Annotated in this window: 1 protein-coding gene; it reads left to right on the plus strand. The window is 57.4% G+C overall.

Annotated elements, in window-relative coordinates; translation table 11 throughout:
- Positions 1-305 (plus strand): head-tail connector protein (locus Q4563_RS16755; protein WP_303605296.1); only part of this gene is annotated, 305 nt, incomplete at its 5' end.
- Positions 306-392: the final 87 nt, after the last annotated feature.

Here is a 392-nt window from a genome sequence, read left to right on the forward strand (position 1 = left end):
GCATTAGCATCGACGGAGAAACCATCGACCACGCCACCCTGATCGACAACGACCAGCTGGAATTTTTCGACGGGGACGACCCCATCATCAGCTACCCCGGATTCAAGGGTCGGCGCGTCATCGTCCGATACACCGCCGGATACCAAAGCGCCGAAACCGTTCCAGCATCCATCAAAAAGTGGATGCTCCTGCACATCGGCAGCCAATACGAACACAGAGAGTCAGAGATGATTGGCACCATGACCACCCGATTACGATTTACCGACAGCCTCCTCGCCGGTCACATCATTCGGAGATACTGGTAATGCGAGCCGGTCGCCTAAAAACCAGCGCCCAGCTGATCAGCGCCAGCGGCACCAACCACGGCCGCCGCATGATCGGCATCACAGAAG

This window comes from Gilvimarinus sp. 1_MG-2023, assembly GCF_030548285.1.